The sequence below is a fragment of the Kitasatospora sp. NPDC028055 genome (assembly GCF_040637885.1).
GTDB lineage: Bacteria > Actinomycetota > Actinomycetes > Streptomycetales > Streptomycetaceae > Kitasatospora.
Genome location: NZ_JBEZXE010000049.1, coordinates 1 through 16,606 on the forward strand (window position 1 = coordinate 1; position 16,606 = coordinate 16,606).

Here is a 16,606-nt window from a genome sequence, read left to right on the forward strand (position 1 = left end):
GCTCGGCTGGGAGACCCCAGCCGAGCGCCTGCATAAACTCATCGCGGCCTGAGCAAACCGACCACGTGTTGCAACGACCCCTAGAAACCGCCGCCCCCGCTAGGGTGCCGAGGTGGATCTGGATCTGGCACAGGTAAGAGCCTTCACCGCAACCGCCGAAGAACTCCACTTCGGCCGCGCCGCCGCCCGCCTGGGCATCACCCAGCAGGGCCTGTCGAAGCGAGTGGCCCGCCTGGAGGCCGCCCTCGGCGTGCGCCTGCTGGAGCGGGACGCCCGTGGCGCGGCCCTGACCGCCGCCGGTTCACGGTTCCTGGAGCCGGCCCGGCGGCTGCTGTCGCAGGGCGAGCGCGCGGTGGCGACGGTGCGCGGCGCCGGGGCCGGACGGCCACTGCGGATAGACGTGTGGGGCCACCTCTACGCGCCGATGCGCACGCTCGCCCAGGCGGTGGACGCGGCGCCGGGGCTGGAGGTGGAGCCGGTGCCGGGCCGGGACCTGCCCTCGGTGGCGGCGGCGTTGCTGCGCGGCGAGTCGGATGCCGGGTTCGGCCGGGTGCACGCCCTGCCGGACGGCGCCGACGCCGGGTTGACGCACCGCCTGGTCCGACTCGAGCCGGTGGACGCGCTGTTGAGCGTCGACCATCCGCTGGCGGGCCGCGACACCCTGGCCCCGACGGACCTGCGCGGCAGCGTGCTGCGCTACCCGGCCGCCGTGGACCGCCTGGACTTCCTGACCCGCTTCGCCACCCGGTTCGGCATCGACGGCCGGGTCGGTTCGACCAACCTCGGCCTGGAGCACTTCCTGGACCAGGTCGGCGCCGATCCGACCTGCTTCTCGCTGGTGCCGGCCGACGGCCCGCTGCCCGACCGCCCGGGCGTGCGGACCGTTCCGCTGGCCGACCCGACCCCGCTGTACGCCTGGTCGCTGCTCTGGCGCTCCGACCGCGAGGCCGACCGCGACCCCGACCGGGACGGCCAACTGGACTTCCTACTACGGGCGTTCACCGCGGAGGCGGCCCGCAGCCGGTGGCTGGAGTACGACCCGGCCCGGGACTGGCTCCCGGACGCCGACGAGGCCGCGCTCCAGCCATGAGTGCTCCGGTCCGGTGCCAGGGTGCCGGGGCGCCGGGGCACCGGGGTGCCGGGGCGCCGGTTCACCACCAGGTGGTCTGGGTCCGCAGCACCGACCCGTCCGCAGCGTAGGAGACGACGGTGTTGTCGGCGGAGCCCGGTCTGCGGACGACGGCGTACCAGCGGACCGTGGAGTCCCCGACCGCGACCGGCACCGCCTCGACCGAGCCGCCGGTCTTCCAGCCGACCACGACCCTGGCGACCTCGGGCCGGACCGGGACGACCACCATGTCCGGGCTGCCGGCCGTCCCGACCACGCGGTTGAGCATCACGCCGCCGATGACGGCGTCGGTGCCGGTCGGTTCCACCCCGCCCGGGGCGGGGACCGGATCCACGTAGTCGCCCGGCTGCCGCTTGCCGTCCACGACCAGGTAGACGTCGGCCCGGTCCGTGGCCGGGTCCCAGGCCGGGCCGACGTCCTGCCGGGGGGGCGGCGGGAGGCGCGGGTCGGCGGCGAGCCGCTCCTCCCCGATCAGCCGGCTCTGCCGGAGGCTGTCCTCCGCGGTGGGGGCGGCCGGCCACAGGGCGACCCAGGCCTCCAGGGCGTGGCCCTTCGCCGTACCCTCGCCGACCTTGACCCGGACCGGCGTGAACGGGTCCCGGACGGCCCGGGACGGAACGGCCGAGGCCACCGGAGAGACCGAAGCCGTCGGGGTGACCGTCGGGGTGACCACCGACGACCCCGCACCCGACACCCCCGAAGCCCCCGGACCGACCGCCCCCGGAGCCCCCGGAGCACCCGCCCCCGCAGCCCCCGGGGAAACCGCCGCCGGCGGTACCGCCGCCACCGAGGCGCCGCCGGCACCCCGCCCGTACCCGCCGAACACCGTGCCCGGACCGCCGAGCAGCGTCCCCGCCCCGCCGACCGCCACGACCAGCCCGGCGACCGCCGCCCCGGTCAGCAGCCGGCGCCGCCGCAGCCGCCGCCGCCCGCCGGCCAGCAGCCGGTCGTACGGCACCGGACCGGCCTCGACGCTCTCGGCCAGTTCGCCCAGCTCCCACGAGACCGCGGCCTCGGCCGCCTCCACGTCCTCGTTCCCGGGCATGGACTCCGTGCTCATCTGCTGCTACCTCCGATGCTGGTCAGTCCGTTGAGTGAGGAGGACTCCCGCAGTTTGGCCAGCCCCCGGGCGGCCTGGCTCTTCACCGTGCCGACCGAGCAGTTCATCGCGGCCGCGGTCTGGGACTCGCTGAGGTCCTCCCAGTACCGCAGCACGACGGCCTCCCGCTGGCGCGGCGGCAGGGCGGCGAGGGCGGTGAGCAGCACGGCCCGGTCGTCCGGGTCGGGGCCGGCCGGGGCGGGCCGGTCGGGGAAGGCCTCGACCAGGTACTCGGCCGGTCTGCGCCGGAACCGCCGGGCGTGCTCGTTGATCAGGATGCGGCGCACGTAGGCGTTCGGGTCGTCGGCCGCCCGGACCTTGTTCCAGTGCACGTAGGCCCGTTCCAGCGCCTGCTGGACCAGGTCCTCGGCGCCGTGCCGGTCCCCCGCCAGCAGGTAGGCCGTCCGCAGCAGCCGTGACCACGCACTGCCGGTGAACGCCCGGAACTCCTCGTCCCGTGCGGTCTCGTGGGCTCCCATGAGCACCTCCTCCCCCTCCAGAGTCCGGAACGGCCCTGGATCGTTGCCCGGCTCACCCCACCCGTTCCGCGCGGCCCGCGCGACCGGGGCGCCCGGCGTTCGCGATTCCGCACCGGCGGCTGTGACACTGGAGGGGCTCGAAAACCGAGGTGCGCTCCGCCGTGCCTCCTTGCGAACCTAGAGGGATGCCCGCAGTGAGTTCTCCCGCAGTCCAGTCCGCCTCCGTCCCCGCCGAGGGTCCCGGAATCGGTGAGCTGGCCGCCCGCCTGCCCGAGCTGACCCTGCGCGACGAGGTGCGGATCGGGCGCCGGCTGGAGGGGGCCCGCCGGGTCCGCAAGCCGGAGGCCCGTCAGCAGATCGCCGCCGAGATCGCCGCCGAGATCGACCGCGCCGAGCTGCTGGTCGAGCAGCGCCGGGCCGCCGTGCCGAAGATCACCTATCCCGCCGAGCTCCCGGTCAGCCAGAAGAAGGACGACATCCTGGCGGCGATCCGGGACCACCAGGTGGTGATCGTCGCCGGTGAGACCGGTTCCGGCAAGACCACCCAGATCCCGAAGATCTGCCTGGAGCTGGGCCGCGGCGTCCGCGGCCTGGTCGGCCACACCCAGCCGCGCCGGATCGCCGCCCGCACGGTGGCGGAGCGCGTCGCGGAGGAGCTGGACACCCCGCTCGGCGAGGCGGTCGGCTGGAAGGTCCGGTTCACCGACCAGGTCGGCCGGGACACCCTGGTCAAGCTGATGACGGACGGCATCCTGCTGGCGGAGATCCAGACCGACCGGGACCTGCGCCAGTACGACACCCTGATCATCGACGAGGCGCACGAACGCAGCCTCAACATCGACTTCCTGCTCGGCTACCTCAAGCAGCTGCTCCCCCGCCGCCCCGACCTCAAGGTCGTGATCACCTCCGCGACCATCGACCCGGAGCGCTTCGCCCGGCACTTCGGCGACGCCCCGGTGATCGAGGTCTCCGGCCGCACCTACCCGGTCGAGGTCCGCTACCGTCCGATCGTCGACGACGCCGACGACGAGGCCGACGAGGCGGACCGCGACCGCGACCAGATCCAGGCGATCTGCGAGGCCGCCCAGGAGCTGCAGGACGAGGGCCCGGGCGACATCCTGGTCTTCCTCTCCGGCGAGCGCGAGATCCGCGACACCGCCGACGCCCTCACCAAGCTGAAACTGCGCAACACCGAGGTCCTCCCGCTGTACGCCCGGCTCAGTTCGGCCGAGCAGCACCGGGTGTTCCAGCGCTCCAACAGCCGCCGGATCGTGCTGGCCACCAACGTGGCCGAGACCTCGCTGACCGTCCCCGGCATCAAGTACGTGATCGACCCGGGCACCGCCCGGATCTCCCGCTACAGCCACCGCACCAAGGTGCAGCGGCTGCCGATCGAGGCGATCAGCCAGGCCAGCGCCAACCAGCGCAAGGGCCGCTGCGGCCGCACCTCGGACGGCATCTGCATCCGGCTCTACTCGGAGGAGGACTTCCTCTCCCGCCCGGAGTTCACCGACGCCGAGATCCTGCGCACCAACCTGGCCTCGGTGATCCTGCAGATGACCGCCGCCGGCCTGGGCGACATCTCCGCCTTCCCGTTCCTGGACCCGCCGGACTCGCGCAACATCAAGGACGGCGTCCACCTGCTGCACGAACTGGGCGCGCTGGACCCGGAGGAGAAGGACCCGCGCAAGCGGCTGACCGCGCTCGGCCGCAAGCTGGCCCAGCTCCCGGTGGACCCGCGGATGGCCCGGATGGTGCTGGAGGCGGACCGGAACGGCTGTGTCCGGGACGTCATGGTGATCGCCGCCGCGCTGTCCATCCAGGACCCCCGCGAGCGCCCGGCCGAGAAGCGCCAGGCCGCCGACGAGCGGCACCGCCGGTTCAACTCGGAGACCTCCGACTTCCTGTCCTACCTGGCGATGTGGCGCTACGTCCGGGAGCAGCAGAAGGAGCTGTCCTCCTCGGCCTTCCGCCGGATGTGCAAGTCCGAGTTCCTCAACTACCTGCGGATACGGGAGTGGCAGGACGTCTACACCCAGCTGCGCACCGTCGCCAAGCAGTTGGGCGTGACGATCGAGGAGCCCCATCCCGACGCCGAGCCGGACGCGGACCGGATCCACCAGTCGCTGCTGGCCGGACTGCTCTCCCACATCGGCCTGTTCGACGTGGAGAAGCGCGAGTACGCCGGCGCCCGCGGCGCCCGTTTCGCGGTCTTCCCGGGCTCCGGCCTGTTCAAGAAGCCGCCGCGCTGGCTGATGTCGGCCGAGCTGGTGGAGACCTCCCGGCTGTGGGCCCGGATCAACGCGAAGATCGAGCCCGAGTGGGTCGAGCCGCTGGCCGAGCACCTGACCAAGCGCAGCTACAGCGAGCCGCACTGGGAGAAGAAGTCCGGCGCCGTGCTGGCCTACGAGAAGGTGACCCTCTACGGGGTGCCGATCGTCGCCCAGCGCAAGATCAACTACGGCCGGATCGACCCGGAGCTCTGTCGCGAGCTGTTCATCCGCAACGCGCTGGTCGAGGGCGACTGGGAGACCCACCACAAGTTCTTCGCCGAGAACCGCAAGCTGCTCGGCGAGGTCGAGGAGCTGGAGAACCGGGCCCGCCGCCGGGACATCCTGGTGGACGACCAGACCCTGTTCGACTTCTACGACGCCCGGCTGCCCGAGGAGGTCGTCTCCACCCGGCACTTCGACTCCTGGTGGAAGAAGGCCCGGCACGAGCAGCCGGACCTGCTGAACTTCGAGAAGTCGATGCTGATCAACGACGCCGCGGACGGCGTCACCGAGGCCGACTACCCGGACCACTGGCAGCAGGGCAAGCTGCGCTTCAAGCTGACCTACCAGTTCGAGCCGGGCAGCGACGCGGACGGCGTCACCGTCCACATCCCGCTGCCGGTGCTCAACCAGGTCACCGCGGAGGGCTTCGACTGGCAGATCCCCGGTCTGCGGGAGGAGCTGGTCACCGCGTACATCAAGTCGCTGCCGAAGGCGATCCGGCGCAACTTCGTGCCGGCCCCGGACTTCGCCCGGGCGGCGCTGCGCGCGGTGAAGGACCGCCAGGAGCCGCTGCTGCCGTCCCTGGAGCACGCCCTCAAGCGTCTGACGGCCGTCACGGTGCCCCCGGAGGCCTGGGACGACGAGCGGGTCCCGGACCACCTCAAGGTGACCTTCCGGGTGGTGGACGGGAAGCGCCGGCTCGCCGAGTCCAAGGACCTGGAGGAGCTGCGGATCGGGCTCAAGCCCAAGTTGAAGGAGACGCTCTCCTCGGCGGCCTCCGGCCGGGGCATCGAGCAGAGCGGGCTGACCGCCTGGCCGGCCGGGCTGCCGGTGCTCCAGCGCACCTTCGAGCAGCGCTCCCGCGGCCACTCGCTGCGCGCCTACCCGGCGCTGGTGGACGAGGGCGACACGGTCGGCGTGAAGCTGTTCGACACCCCGCAGGCGCAGGCGCAGGCGATGTGGGACGGCACCCGCCGGCTGCTGATGCTGACCACCACCTCCCCGGCCAAGTCGATCCAGGGCCGGCTGGGCAACCAGGCGAAGCTGGCGCTCTCGCACAGCCCGCACGGCTCGATCGCGGCCCTGTTCGAGGACGTCGTCGCCGCCGCGACGGACCGGCTGATGACGCTGGCCGGCGGCCCGGCCTGGGACGAGGCGGCCTTCGGCAAGCTGCACGACAAGGTGCGGGCGGACCTGTACGACCTGTCCGCGGACACCACGCTCAAGACGGCGACCGCGCTGATCGCCTTCCACAAGGCCTCGACCCGGTTGAAGTCGGTGAGCAGCCCGGTGCTGCTGAACGCGGTGAACGACGTCCGGCTGCACCTGGCCTCACTGGTGCACCCGGGCTTCGTGACGGCCACCGGCTGGCAGCGGCTGCCCGACCTCAAGCGCTACCTGCTGGCGGTGGACCGCCGGCTGGAGGCGCTGCCCAACCACCCGCAGCGGGACGCCCAGCAGCTGCTGAAGGTCCAGCAGGTGCAGCAGGCGTACGGGGAGCTGCTGGCCGCCGTACCGGCCGGGCAGCAGCCCTCCGAGGAGGTGCGGGCGATCCGCTGGATGATCGAGGAGCTGCGGGTCAGCTTCTTCGCCCAGGGGCTGGGCACGCCGAGCCCGGTCTCGGAGAAGCGGATCACCAAGGCGATGGAGGCGGCCCGGGCCACGCTGTGACCCGGGCGGCACCGCTGAGCTGCGGGTGCGCGCCGGGGCCCTCAGGAGCCAGTTCGACCTGGGGGCCCACCATGGGCTACAGTCTGTCTTGTTCGCAGCGCGGCAAGCGAGTGAACGAGATCAGAACACTCTGGTCCCGTGGAGCAGTTGGTTAGCTCGCCACCCTGTCAAGGTGGAGGTCGCGGGTTCAAGTCCCGTCGGGATCGCCGCAGTGCGAGAGGCCCGGAACCGTCAAGGTTCCGGGCCTCTCGCGTTTGGCCGCACGGCCCCTACTCCGAACTAGGTCTAGACCACAAGAGATCGGGCGCGTGACGGTCGTCACTCGCACCCCCCGGAAACCGTCCCCGAAACGACCCGTTCCGGACTCTACTAATTTAATATGTAAAATTGCACTGTTATTCACTGTAAATCCCCCCCGCATCATGCGCACCGAATCGTTATCCGGAGTTCAGCATTCCGACCACCGGGGGGCCGTCGCCGGGTACGACAAAGGGGCCGCTTACCGGACCCGGCGGAGTCCGGTAAGCGGCCCCTTCGAAAGAGCCTTTGGCCTATCAGGCCTCAGTGCGCTGAGCGGGAATCCCCGCCAGCAGAGCGCGCACCTCCGCCTCACGGTAGCGGCGGTGACCACCGAGCGTGCGGATCGACGTGAGCTTGCCGGCCTTGGCCCAGCGGGTGACCGTCTTCGGGTCCACGCGGAACATGGTGGCAACCTCTGCCGGCGTCAGCAGCGGCTCAGCATCAGGGGTACGAGCGGTCATGAGCGGCCTCCTCGGGAGAACCGAACCAGGGCGGTTCTATCCTTCAAATTCTGCACCTTGGCCCGCGATGCCCGAAATGGCATAGACGGGCCGAGTCGGTTATAGGACGAACGGCTTGTCCTGGTGTCTACAACTACACCATCCGTCCAGCCCTATCGACCAAACCGCCAAAATTGACCCCTCACGGGTTCAAGGCCGACGGATGGCGATGGACCACCCCATAACGGACAGTCACACGGCTGTGACGTCCGGTTACGAGGGGACCAGACCCTCCGTTTCCCCGCAAAGCACGCATCGACTCCAGAACCACCCAAAAGTGGGCACGCTCACGTGAAGTTGGGCTGGTTGTCCCATTTTTGCACATAGGGGTAAGTTCGCGTCAACGGTGAGTAGTGTCACGTTCGACAGCTATTGACCCGAACCGGGACCTTGGTCCGCGCCGTTGTGGACCAAAGACCTCTCACAGTCATACACGGGCGGTCGGACCTCAGTTCGCGTGCCGCAGCGCCAGCACCCGCTGCCACCGCCCCGTCAGCTCCCCGTACGCCCGCAGCGCCTCGGCGGTGTCCCCCGCCCGCAGCGCGCGCAGCCCGTCCTCCAGCTCCCCCGCCGAACGGTCCGCCAACAACCGCTCCGGCCCCAGCAGATGCACCAGCCCCCCGTAGTCCAGTTCCACCAGCGAGCGCGGGTGGAACTCCTCCAGCCACCGCCCGACCAGCTCCGCCCCGCGCACCAGCTCCCCGGCCGGCACCGCCTCGCGCAGCGCCCGGTAGGCCCGCGCCACCCGGCGCCGCGCCTGGGCCATCGGCACCAGGTAGAACAGCGCCGCCGGCCTCCCCCGCTCCCCCTCCTCCGTGCCCGCTCCCCCCGGAACGAAGCACCGGTCCTCGTCCCCGAACGGCAGGAACCAGCGCACCGGGACCTCCCACCGGCTGGTGAGGATCCACGGCCGGGCGTCCGGGTGCCCGGCCAGCCAGCGCTCCCGGTCCGCCTCGGCGGCCGCCCGGGTCACCGGCGGCACCGCGGTGTCCACCAGCGCCACCGGGGCCCCCGCCCGCAGCTCCTCCAGGGCCTGCCAACTGCGCAGCCTGGTCGCCCACGGGCACACGTACAGTACGCCGTCCACCGTCCTCAGGTACGCCCGGCCGCTCTCCTGCTCCGGCAGCGCCCGGGGCGTGCGGGCGGCCAGCTCCACCAGGGCGGCCCGCTGCTCCTCCAGCACCGCCGCCGCGACCGACTGCTCCGCCGCCGCGGCGTCCGGCCCGTGCTCCGCGGCGTAGGCCTGCCAGTGCGCCCGCTCGGGCTCCGGATAGGCCGCCAGCGGCTCGTAGACCCGCAGGTGGGCCGCGTAGGGCGGCAGTACGGAGGTGCGTACGACGGTCACGTCCTGCATGGTCGCACGCGCCGCCCGGCCCGGGGAGGGCGCGACCCCGAACCGTTCGCGCCCGCACCGCGGCTCTCCTTTCATCTCACTCCTCGGACAATGGGCACAAGCTCGGACAAGAGGGCTGATCGGGCCCGCGCGCGCGACTACGCTTTCGCCCCAGACGCCCGCACCACAGCAGCGGGCCCTCGATACTGGAGTCACCACAGTGACCGACGTACAGACCCCGGCCACGCACCCCGCACCCGGTGTGCTCAGCAGGATCTTCCGGACCGAGCAGGACGGCGCCCCCGGCGACGGCCACGAGCAGGTCGTCCTCTGCCACGACCGCAGCTCCGGCCTCAAGGCGATCATCGCCATCCACTCCACCGCGCTCGGCCCCGCCCTCGGCGGCACCCGCTTCTTCCCGTACGCCTCCGAGGAGGCGGCCCTGGAGGACGCGCTGAACCTGTCCCGCGGCATGTCCTACAAGAACGCGCTGGCCGGGCTCGACCTCGGCGGCGGCAAGGCCGTCATCATCGGCGACCCGAACAAGGACAAGAACGAGGCGATGCTCCGGGCCTACGGCCGCTTCGTCGAGTCCCTGCGCGGCCGCTACATCACCGCCTGCGACGTGGGCACCTACGTCCAGGACATGGACGTCATCGCGCGCGAGACCGAGTTCGTGACCGGCCGCTCGCCCGAGCACGGCGGCGCCGGCGACTCCTCCATCCTGACCGCCTTCGGCGTCTTCCAGGGCATGCGCGCCAGCGCCCAGGCCCGCTGGGGCCAGCCGACCCTGCGCGGCAAGCGGGTCGGTGTCGCGGGCGTCGGCAAGGTCGGCCACTACCTGGTCGGCCACCTGGTCGCGGACGGCGCCACCGTCGTCGTCACCGACCCCTTCGAGGCCGCCGTCAACCGGGTGCGCGCCGCCCACCCGGAGGTGGAGGTGGTCGCCGACACCACCGCCCTGCTCCAGGCCAAGCTGGACGTCTACGCCCCGTGCGCCCTCGGCGGTGCGCTGACCGACGCCTCGGTCGCCGCGCTCGGCGAGTTCGGCACCTCGATCGTCTGCGGCGCGGCCAACAACCAGCTGTCCCACCCGGGCGTCGAGAAGGACCTGGCCGACCGCGGCATCCTCTACGCCCCCGACTACCTGGTGAACTCCGGCGGCGTGATCCAGGTCGCCGACGAGATCGACGGCTTCAACTTCGAGCGGGCCAAGAACAAGGCCACCAAGATCTTCGACACCACCCTGGAGATCTTCACCCGGGCCGCCTCCGACGGCATCCCGCCGGCCGTCGCCGCGGACCGCCTGGCCGAGAAGCGGATGCGCGAGATCAGCGCGCTGCGCACGGTCCTGCTGCCCGGCTCGCGCCGCAGCTGATCCGGCGGCCTGATCCGGCAGCCTGATCCGGCTCCGCCCGGACCCCTCCGGGCGGCGGACGCGCGGGGGGCCGACACCTTCGGCCCCCCGCGCATCACGATGTGGAACCGGATTCTCACTTCTCCGCCCGAACGGGTGATCCGAGGTCCCCCTAGGGGGGATAATCGGTCCTGGAACGACGGACCTCGAACACCTCCGGACAGCGCGCAAAACGCCGCAAAACCTCCCCTGACCTGGGAAGACCCGGTCTCGGGTGCAGCCGGTACGCGCCACGTCACAACCACGACGTACCGTCCAGCGGCGGAAACAGGTACCGTTAATGCTCCAAGGGACGGTCCTCCCATTCGGGCAGGCCGGTCCTGATCATGAACACGTGTCAGACTCGGGGCCGTGAGCCCCATCGTTGAGGGGGTCGACCCATGGGGCGCGGCCGGGCCAAGGCCAAGCAGACGAAGGTCGCCCGCGAGCTGAAGTACAACAGCGGCGGGTTCGACGCTAATCGTCTGTCCAACGAGCTGGGCGTATCGCCGTCCACCGCTTCGATCGAGCCGGAGCCGATCGAGGAGGAGGAGGACGACGACCCGTACGCGGAGTACGCCGCCCGCTACGCCGACCTCGACGACGACGGCGACACCGAGCCGGGCACCGGGCCGTCGCAGGCCTCCCGCCGCTCGTAACCGCAGCTTCGCCTGACCGGTCCTGACGCCCCTGGGCGCCGGACCGGTCTTCGGCGTTTCCGTTTATTCGCCCGCTCGCCTCCGGGGCGCTCGGACCCGGTGCCGACGGTCGGCGCTCCGGCGCTCGTGCCTCGCTTGTCGCTTCTCCCTTTCGGCACCGGCGCGCCCCTTCGGCTCGGGGCGGGTTTGGTTCGGCGGGGCGGGTTTGGCTCGGGGCAGGCAGGGGCCGCCGGGACGTGGAGAGGGCCCCTCCGGTGCACCGGAGGGGCCCTCTTCGCGTCCGACCGGGGTCAGCCCGTCGTGAAGCCCTCGTAGGCGTTGTACAGGGCCGCACCGGCCCCGTGCTCGTCGGTGCGCTCGACCACGTCACCGAGCAGCCAGGCCTCGACGCCGCGGTCCTCCAGGATCGACAGCACCACGTCCACCGAGTGCGGCGGGACGACGGCGACCATGCCGACGCCCATGTTGAGCGTCTTCTCGATCTCCAGGGTGGCCACCTTGCCGACCTCGGCGACGGTCCGGAAGACCGGCAGCGGGGTCCAGGTGCCGCGGTCCAGGCGGGCGTGCAGGCCGTCCGGGATCACCCGGGCCAGGTTGGCCGCCAGGCCGCCGCCGGTGACGTGCGAGAAGGCGTGCACCTCGGTGGCGCGGGTGAGCGCCAGGCAGTCCAGCGAGTAGATCCGGGTCGGCTCCAGCAGCTCCTCGCCGAGGGTGCGGCCGAACTCCTCGACCTTGCGGTCCAGCTTCCAGCCGGCCTCGTTCAGCAGCACGTGGCGGACCAGCGAGTAGCCGTTGGAGTGCAGGCCGGAGGCGGCCATCGCGATCACCACGTCGCCGGCCCGGACCCGCTCCGGGCCCAGCAGCGCGTCGGCCTCGACCACGCCGGTGCCGGCGCCCGCGACGTCGTACTCGTCCGGGCCGAGCAGGCCCGGGTGCTCGGCGGTCTCGCCGCCCACCAGGGCGCAGCCGGCCAGCGCGCAGCCCTCGGCGATGCCCTTGACGATCGAGGCGACCCGCTCCGGGACGACCTTGCCGACGCAGATGTAGTCGGTCATGAACAGCGGCTCGGCGCCGCACACCACGATGTCGTCCACCACCATGCCGACCAGGTCGTGGCCGATGGTGTCGTGCTTGTCCATGGCGGCCGCGATGGCCACCTTGGTCCCCACGCCGTCGGTGGCCGAGGCCAGCAGCGGCCGCTCGTAGTCCTTGAAGGCGGACACGTCGAAGAGCCCGGCGAAGCCGCCGAGACCGCCGACCACCTCGGGGCGGTTGGCCTTCTTCACCCACTGCTTCATGAGCTCGACGGCGCGGTCGCCCGCCTCGATGTCGACACCGGCGGCGGCGTAGGTGGCGCCGTTCTGGTTGGAGCTGGTCACTGCGGCCCTCTCGGGTCAGGTGGGGGTGGTTCGGAGACAGCGGTGGGGCCCCGGTTCGCGGGACCCCACCGTGGGTCGTTACGGGCGGCGCAGCGCGTCGGCCGCGCCCGCCCCGCCGAGCAGCGACTGGACGCCGTCCAGGTCGCTGCCGCTGGTCGGCTTGCCGCGGACGGCCGGCTGCTGCTGGCCGCCCTTGATCTCGGCCTCCAGCAGGAGCTTGCCGAGCAGCGCCGGGTCGGGCAGCTCCATCGGGTACTCGCCGTCGAAGCAGGCCCGGCAGAGCTTGTCCTTGGGCTGCTTGGTGGCCTCGATCATGCCGTCGATCGAGATGTACGCGAGCGAGTCGGCGCCGAGCGTGCGGCCGATCTCCTCGATGGTCATGCCGTTGGCGATCAGCTCCGCGCGGGTGGCGAAGTCGATGCCGAAGAAGCAGGGCCACTTCACCGGCGGCGAGGAGATCCGGATGTGCACCTCGGCGGCGCCCGCCTCACGCAGCATCTTCACCAGCGCGCGCTGGGTGTTGCCGCGGACGATCGAGTCGTCCACGACCACCAGGCGCTTGCCGGCGATGACCTCGCGCAGCGGGTTCAGCTTGAGCCGGATGCCGAGCTGGCGGATCGTCTGGCTGGGCTGGATGAAGGTGCGGCCCACGTAGGCGTTCTTCACCAGGCCGGAGCCGTACGGGATGCCGCTGGCCTCGGCGTAGCCGATCGCGGCGGGGGTGCCGGACTCCGGCGTCGCTATCACCAGGTCGGCCTCGACCGGGGCCTCCTTCGCCAGCCGACGGCCCATCTCCACCCGGGAGAGGTGCACGTTGCGGCCGGCGATGGAGGTGTCGGGGCGGGCCAGGTAGACGTACTCGAAGACGCAGCCCTTGGGCTTGGCCTCGGCGAAGCGCGAGGTGCGCATGCCGTTCTCGTCGATGGCGATGAGCTCGCCGGGCTCGACCTCGCGGATGAAGGAGGCGCCGCAGATGTCGAGCGCCGCCGTCTCGGAGGCGACCACCCAGCCGCGCTCCAGCCGGCCGAGCACCAGCGGGCGGATGCCCTGCGGGTCGCGGGCGGCGTAGAGGGTGTGCTCGTCCATGAAGACGAGCGAGAAGGCGCCCTTGACCTTCGGCAGCACGACCTTGGCCGTCTCCTCGATGGAGAGGTCCGGGTGGCCGGCCAGCAGGGCGGTCACCAGGTCGGTGTCGTTGGTCGCGGCGGTCCGGCCGGAGCGCGAGATGTGCTCCTCGCCGGGCAGTTCGGCGACCATGGCCGCCAGTTCGGCGGTGTTCACCAGGTTTCCGTTGTGCCCGAGGGCCAGCGAACCGTGGACGGTCGCGCGGAAGGTCGGCTGGGCGTTCTCCCAGACCGAGGACCCGGTGGTCGAGTAGCGGGCGTGTCCGACGGCGATATGCCCGTGCAACGACCCCAGCGAGGCCTCGTCGAAGACCTGGGAGACGAGTCCCATGTCCTTGAAGACGAGAATCTGGGAGCCGTTGCTCACTGCGATGCCCGCGGATTCCTGACCGCGGTGCTGCAGGGCGTAAAGGCCGAAGAACGTGAGCTTGGCGACCTCCTCGCCGGGAGCCCAGACACCGAAGACGCCACAAGCGTCCTGGGGGCCTTTCTCGCCGGGAAGAAGATCGTGGTTGAGTCTTCCGTCACCACGTGGCACGCCTTCGAGTCTAGGGCAGTTGACCAGGGCTTCCGGTACCCGGGACGCCCGCTCCGGGCGGCGATCGCGGAGTAACGCGCGTAGACAAAACCCCTTACGGAGCCGGGAATTCGGGTGGGGGAATTCCGGCGAGCGGCGGTTGGCCTTGCGGTTCGCGCCTGTTGGGGCTTTCCGTGTGCGCAGCGTCGGCCGCCGGGCGGCTCCGAACGTGAGCCTGCTCACCCGGGGTTCACCCGGAGGTCACGCGGCGGGCAGCAACAGGCCCCAGGCGCCCGGGTGCACCGTCCAGGTCCGGGCCCGGACCGGGCCGACCGGATGGCCGTCCGCCTCGTAGCCGAAGCCGCGCCCGACCACCGAGACGCTGGCCGCCCGCACCCGCACCAGCGCGCCGGGCGCGCGGACCACCACCTCCAGCACGCCGACGCCGTCCGCGCCGGTGAGGGTGAGCTCCACCAGCCGGACCGGGCGGTGCACGTCGGCCAGCAGTCGGCCGTCCGCCTCGACCCGGACCCGGGGGCTGTGGTCGACCGCGTCGGAGGTGAGTGCGTTCGCCTGCTCGGCCGCAGCCAGTTTCGCCCATAGCGAACGCCAACCACCCGGACGGCCCCCGGAGCGGCGCGCACCGCCCCCGGTGATCCGCACCCCGCCGAGCGCCACCCCGCCGCCGTCGTCCACCAGCAGGTCGAAGGTGCGCGGCGACCCCGACAGCACCGCCCGCGCGGCCCGCACCGGCTCCTCCGGCACGCCCAGCGCGCGGGCCGCCGCCAGCTCCTCCGTCCGGCCCACCGGAACCATGCCCACCGGATCCGCGCCCAGCTCACGCTGGCGGTGCAGGGCCTGGAGCACCCGTTGCAGGGCGAGGTCGGAACCGATCACCACCGGTCGCCGCCGACCCCGGTGCGAAAGCATCCGGTCGAGCTCGGTCGGGTTGTCCGGATAGGCCACCTTGACGTCCGCACCCCCGCAGAGCACGTCCTTCGCGATCCGCACCGACTCCCCGTCGGTCTGCCGGGCCACCGGGTCGAGCAGCAGCAGAAGGGGCTCGGGACCGCCGGTTCCAGGCGTGGACAGGGACGACACGACCGGTCCTTCCTCAGGTAATCTCTCGGTGCAAGAGCCCCTTGCGCCATTGCGCCAGGGGCTTCGTCTATCTCGGGGCAGACTGCGGCCTACGCAGGATGCCCCAACCGGAAGGGGTGTACGCCTGTGCCGGCACTCGTGCTCGTTGGCGCTCAGTGGGGGGACGAGGGCAAGGGGAAGGCCACCGACCTCCTCGGCGGCTCCGTCGACTACGTCGTCCGCTACCAGGGCGGCAACAACGCCGGTCACACGGTGGTCATCGGCGACCAGAAGTACGCCCTGCACCTGCTCCCCTCCGGCATCCTCAGCCCGAACGTGACTCCGGTCATCGGCAACGGGGTCGTCATCGACCCGGGCGTGCTGCTCTCCGAGCTGGCCGGCCTGAACGAGCGCGGCATCGACACCTCCAAGCTGCTGATCTCGGGCAACGCCCACCTGATCACCCCGTACCACCGGACCATCGACAAGGTCGCCGAGCGCTTCCTCGGCAAGCGCCGGATCGGCACCACCGGCCGCGGCATCGGCCCGACCTACGCGGACAAGATCAACCGGGTCGGCATCCGCGTCCAGGACCTGTTCGACGAGTCGATCCTGCGCCAGAAGATCGAGGCGGCGCTGCACGACAAGAACCAGATCCTGGTCAAGCTCTACAACCGCCGCGCCATCCCGGCCGACCTGGTGGTCGAGGAGTACCTGGGCTACGCGGAGAAGATCCGGCCCTTCCTCGCCGACACCACCCTCGTCCTGGACGAGGCCCTCAAGGCCGACAAGGTCGTCCTGCTGGAGGGCGGCCAGGGCACCCTGCTCGACGTCGACCACGGCACGTACCCCTTCGTGACCTCGTCGAACCCGACCGCGGGCGGCGCCTGCACCGGCGCCGGCATCGGCCCCACCAAGATCGACCGGGTCATCGGCATCCTCAAGGCCTACACCACCCGCGTCGGCTCCGGCCCGTTCCCGACCGAGCTGCTCGACGAGGACGGCGAGGCGCTGCGCCGGATCGGCGGCGAGCGCGGTGTCACCACCGGCCGCGACCGCCGCTGCGGCTGGTTCGACGCCGTCATCGCGCGCTACGCGACCCGAGTCAACGGCCTCACCGACTTCTTCCTCACCAAGCTCGACGTGCTGACCGGCTGGGAGCAGATCCCGGTCTGCGTCGCGTACGAGATCGACGGCCGGCGGGTCGAGGAACTCCCCTACAACCAGTCGGACTTCCACCACGCCAAGCCGATCTACGAGACGCTGCCGGGCTGGACCGAGGACATCAGCAAGGCGAAGACCTTCGCCGAGCTGCCGAAGAACGCCCAGGCCTACGTGAAGGCGCTGGAGGAGATGTCCGGCGCGCCGATCTCCGCCATCGGCGTCGGCCCCGGCCGGGACGAGACGATCCAGATCAACTCGTTCATCTGAGCCTGCTGCTCCGG

General features: G+C 71.6%; 12 protein-coding genes and 1 tRNA gene. 6 read left to right on the forward strand and 7 right to left on the reverse strand.

The features are described from left to right. Nucleotides 1-112: 112 nt before the first annotated feature. Complete coding sequence (locus tag AB0F71_RS33010; protein ID WP_360242429.1) at nt 113-1,090, forward strand: LysR family transcriptional regulator; 978 nt, start codon at nt 113-115, stop codon at nt 1,088-1,090. Between the two features lie 61 nt (nt 1,091-1,151). Here the strand turns inward: AB0F71_RS33010 and AB0F71_RS33015 are convergent, their stop codons facing one another. Both AB0F71_RS33015 and AB0F71_RS33020 read right to left on the reverse strand, forming a co-directional pair. Further along, a complete protein-coding gene (locus AB0F71_RS33015; RefSeq protein WP_360242432.1) occupies nt 1,152-2,189 on the reverse strand; it encodes a hypothetical protein in 1,038 nt (345 codons plus the stop codon). Beyond that, the gene (locus tag AB0F71_RS33020) at nt 2,186-2,707 is read right to left on the reverse strand and encodes a SigE family RNA polymerase sigma factor (protein WP_360242435.1); all 522 of its coding nucleotides are present in this window, start codon (nt 2,705-2,707) and stop codon (nt 2,186-2,188) included. The genes AB0F71_RS33015 and AB0F71_RS33020 overlap by 4 nt, the downstream gene beginning before the upstream one ends. 194 nt (nt 2,708-2,901) lie before the next feature. Between AB0F71_RS33020 and hrpA the strand changes: the two genes are divergently transcribed. Together hrpA and AB0F71_RS33030 are read left to right on the forward strand one after the other, a co-directional pair. Then, nucleotides 2,902-6,873: an ATP-dependent RNA helicase HrpA gene (gene hrpA, locus AB0F71_RS33025; protein ID WP_360242438.1), complete on the forward strand. Its 3,972-nt coding sequence runs from the start codon at nt 2,902-2,904 to the stop codon at nt 6,871-6,873. A gap of 132 nt (nt 6,874-7,005) precedes the next feature. Then, nucleotides 7,006-7,079, forward strand: a tRNA-Asp gene (locus AB0F71_RS33030). Between the two features lie 348 nt (nt 7,080-7,427). Here the strand turns inward: AB0F71_RS33030 and bldC are convergent. After that, nucleotides 7,428-7,634 carry a developmental transcriptional regulator BldC gene (gene bldC, locus AB0F71_RS33035; RefSeq protein WP_014137253.1) on the reverse strand — a complete coding sequence of 69 codons (207 nt, stop codon included), beginning with the start codon at nt 7,632-7,634 and terminating at the stop codon, nt 7,428-7,430. A 487-nt stretch (nt 7,635-8,121) separates the two neighbouring features. Further along, nucleotides 8,122-9,018 (reverse strand): hypothetical protein, encoded by an 897-nt coding sequence (locus AB0F71_RS33040; protein ID WP_360242441.1) that lies wholly within the window; start codon nt 9,016-9,018, stop codon nt 8,122-8,124. A gap of 208 nt (nt 9,019-9,226) precedes the next feature. On the opposite strand from AB0F71_RS33040, the gene AB0F71_RS33045 reads away from it, so the two are divergent. Together AB0F71_RS33045 and AB0F71_RS33050 are read left to right on the forward strand one after the other, a co-directional pair. Continuing rightward, on the forward strand, nt 9,227-10,384 hold the full coding sequence (locus AB0F71_RS33045) for a Glu/Leu/Phe/Val dehydrogenase dimerization domain-containing protein (protein WP_360242444.1): 1,158 nt from the start codon (nt 9,227-9,229) through the stop codon (nt 10,382-10,384). A gap of 419 nt (nt 10,385-10,803) precedes the next feature. Continuing rightward, nucleotides 10,804-11,061 carry a DUF3073 domain-containing protein gene (locus AB0F71_RS33050; RefSeq protein ID WP_049654080.1) on the forward strand — a complete coding sequence of 86 codons (258 nt, stop codon included), beginning with the start codon at nt 10,804-10,806 and terminating at the stop codon, nt 11,059-11,061. A gap of 290 nt (nt 11,062-11,351) precedes the next feature. Here the strand turns inward: AB0F71_RS33050 and purM are convergent, their stop codons facing one another. From purM to AB0F71_RS33065, 3 genes are all read right to left on the reverse strand, one after another. Beyond that, complete coding sequence (gene purM / locus AB0F71_RS33055; protein WP_360242447.1) at nt 11,352-12,440, reverse strand: phosphoribosylformylglycinamidine cyclo-ligase; 1,089 nt, start codon at nt 12,438-12,440, stop codon at nt 11,352-11,354. 78 nt (nt 12,441-12,518) lie between these two features. Next, entirely contained in the window at nt 12,519-14,102 is a 1,584-nt protein-coding gene (purF, locus tag AB0F71_RS33060) for an amidophosphoribosyltransferase (RefSeq protein WP_360242450.1), read from the reverse strand. Nucleotides 14,103-14,342: 240 nt separating this feature from the next. Next, nucleotides 14,343-15,182, reverse strand: coding sequence for a diacylglycerol kinase (locus AB0F71_RS33065; protein ID WP_360242453.1), 840 nt, complete (start codon nt 15,180-15,182; stop codon nt 14,343-14,345). 126 nt (nt 15,183-15,308) lie between these two features. On the opposite strand from AB0F71_RS33065, the gene AB0F71_RS33070 reads away from it, so the two are divergent. Further along, nucleotides 15,309-16,592, forward strand: a complete 1,284-nt coding sequence (locus AB0F71_RS33070; RefSeq protein ID WP_360242456.1) for an adenylosuccinate synthase — start codon at nt 15,309-15,311, stop codon at nt 16,590-16,592. Nucleotides 16,593-16,606 lie beyond the last annotated feature (14 nt).

Excerpts from the sequence above, each read along its gene's own strand:
- AB0F71_RS33020 (WP_360242435.1), bottom strand. The coding sequence starts at position 2,707 with ATGGGAGCCCACGAGACCGCACGGGACGAGGAGTTCCGGGCGTTCACC.
- bldC (WP_014137253.1), bottom strand. The coding sequence starts at position 7,634 with ATGACCGCTCGTACCCCTGATGCTGAGCCGCTGCTGACGCCGGCAGAG.
- AB0F71_RS33015 (WP_360242432.1), bottom strand. The coding sequence starts at position 2,189 with ATGAGCACGGAGTCCATGCCCGGGAACGAGGACGTGGAGGCGGCCGAG.
- AB0F71_RS33050 (WP_049654080.1), top strand. The coding sequence starts at position 10,804 with ATGGGGCGCGGCCGGGCCAAGGCCAAGCAGACGAAGGTCGCCCGCGAG.